The organism is Siminovitchia jepli (assembly GCF_047228825.1).
In the GTDB taxonomy this organism is placed as follows: Bacteria; Bacillota; Bacilli; order Bacillales; family Bacillaceae_C; genus Siminovitchia.
Genome location: NZ_JBFEGN010000202.1, coordinates 1 through 1,143, shown reverse-complemented (window position 1 = coordinate 1,143; position 1,143 = coordinate 1). Strand labels below are relative to the sequence as shown.

General features: G+C 42.8%; 1 protein-coding gene. It reads left to right on the top strand.

Annotated elements, in window-relative coordinates:
• Nucleotides 1-939: IS91 family transposase (locus tag AB1L08_RS22385; RefSeq protein WP_413066777.1), on the top strand; the 939-nt coding region annotated here is incomplete at its 5' end.
• Nucleotides 940-1,143 lie beyond the last annotated feature (204 nt).

The window sequence follows — 1,143 nt, the reverse complement described above, 5'->3', positions numbered from 1 at the left end:
GATGAGGCTGCGAAATTAATAATGGACTTCTTTAAAAAGAAAGCAAAGGTAACTCCCGGAATCATTGCGGGACTGCATACTTTTGGTTCAAGAATCAATTTTAATCCGCATGTCCATATGTTAGTGACAATGGGTGGTTTGACAAAAAAAGGAGAATGGAAACAGTATGATTTTTTGCCATTTGCCATGCTTCGCAAGCAATGGCAGACGGTTGTATTAAAATTAATCCGGAAAGGAGTGACGGAGAAGGAAAAGAAGCGAATCCAGCCAAGACTTCAAAAGGCGTTCACCAAAAATGGGGAAGGCTTCTATGTGTATGCCCCAAAACAGAGGGGAAAGGTAAAGGAGCAGCTTCGTTATATTGGCCGTTATATACGTCGACCAGCGATTGGAATCAATCGGATCGAGGCATATGATGGCCAGTTCGTTACTTTTAAGTACAACGATAAAACAGATGGGAAAGAAAAGACGGAAACAGTGAGCGTGGAGGAGTTCATTTCACGTTTAATTCGTCATATACCGGATGAGCAGTTTAAAACCATTCGTCATTATGGCATGTATTCCAGACGGACGAAGAACTTATGCAAAAAGATATTAAGTGCCTGGCAGCAGGAGGTAAAGCGGTGGGTAGTAAAAGTAAAAAAGACCCTGCGCCGCCGGACATGGCGTGAGAGAATTGTAGCCAGCGGCAGAAAAGATCCCCTCGTCTGTCCAAGGTGTGAGTGTTACTATGAATACAAGGGGGAAGTCTGTCTTGAAAATGGGAAGCTAGAAATTAAGGTAGCCTTGTGCCCCACAACAAGAGCGTATTTAGAAAGGGTGATTAACGATCTCACCAGTATCCAAGCACCGCAAAAAAGGAAAGAAAAAGAAGAAAAACTTAAGCTTAAACCAGTCCAGGAAACAGAGCGTCAGCTATGTTTGTTTGACGTGCCATGAAAAAGAAAAAATCCCTTTAAGTGTGGTCAGGGATTTTGATCTGATGGATAACGGTGATCCAACAGTTCCGCCTATGTTTTCATGCGAACAATGTGGAGGAGAAATGTATCCGGAGTATTATAAAGGAGTCCATGGCATGGAGTACAAATTATCGGATATCCTCTAAACAAAAAAGGACCGGGCCGCTTTTTGCCCGGTTTTTCT